The sequence below is a fragment of the Caballeronia terrestris genome (assembly GCF_001544515.1).
Lineage (GTDB): Bacteria > Pseudomonadota > Gammaproteobacteria > Burkholderiales > Burkholderiaceae > Caballeronia > Caballeronia terrestris.
This window is the reverse complement of the sequence record NZ_FCOL02000558.1, coordinates 1-767: the sequence shown is the minus strand read 5'-3', so window position 1 is coordinate 767 and position 767 is coordinate 1. Positions and strand designations below refer to the sequence as shown.

The window sequence follows — 767 nt, the reverse complement described above, 5'->3', positions numbered from 1 at the left end:
CACCTCGTGTCGCCGCGCCCAGTTGATGCCTGATGCCATCGATGACCGGTTGCGCGATCGGCGAGAGCTTCGATCCGCCTGCCTGCGCGCGAACCTGAATCATGCACGACGCTTCGAAGAAGTACATCGCGACGAACGCGTCCGCAGGTGTCGCGCCGACGGTCAAAAGGCCATGATTGCGCAACATCAGAGACGTGTTGCTGCCAAGGTCGCGCACGAGCCGGGGCTTCTCGTCCTCGTTGAGCGCGATGCCTTCGTAATCGTGATAGCCGAGCGAGGCGAGCACGACGAGCGATTGCTGCGAGAGCGGCAGCAAGCCCGCTTCCTGCGCAGACACAGCGACGCCGTTCACCGAGTGCGTATGCATCACGCACAGTGCATCCTCGCGTGCCGCATGCACCGCGCTGTGGATGTTGAAGCCGGCCGGATTCACTTCATACGGTGAATCGGAAACCTTGCGGCCGTCGAGATCGATCTTGACGAGCGACGACGCGGTGATCTCGTCGAACATCATCCCGTAGGGGTTGATCAGAAAATGATGCTCCGGGCCGGGCACGCGCGTGGAAATATGCGTGAACACGAGGTCGTCCCAACCGAACAGGGCGGTGAGACGATACGCCGCTGCGAGGTTGACTCGTGCTTCCCATTCGGCGGGGGACACTGCGTGCTTCAGGCTGACATCCGATGAGTCCATGTCGACACTCCTTTTTCATGGTTCCAGTAATCTGCGAAACTGTCTGGCTGGTTAAAGCCGTGAAGACATGATG

The 767-nt window shown here is 60.2% G+C and carries 1 protein-coding gene; it reads right to left on the bottom strand.

Annotation, left to right across the window (positions count from 1 at the left end):
* A partial coding sequence (locus AWB67_RS38930; protein ID WP_087660943.1) for a class II aldolase/adducin family protein occupies positions 1-694 on the bottom strand: 694 nt, incomplete at its 3' end.
* Positions 695-767: the final 73 nt, after the last annotated feature.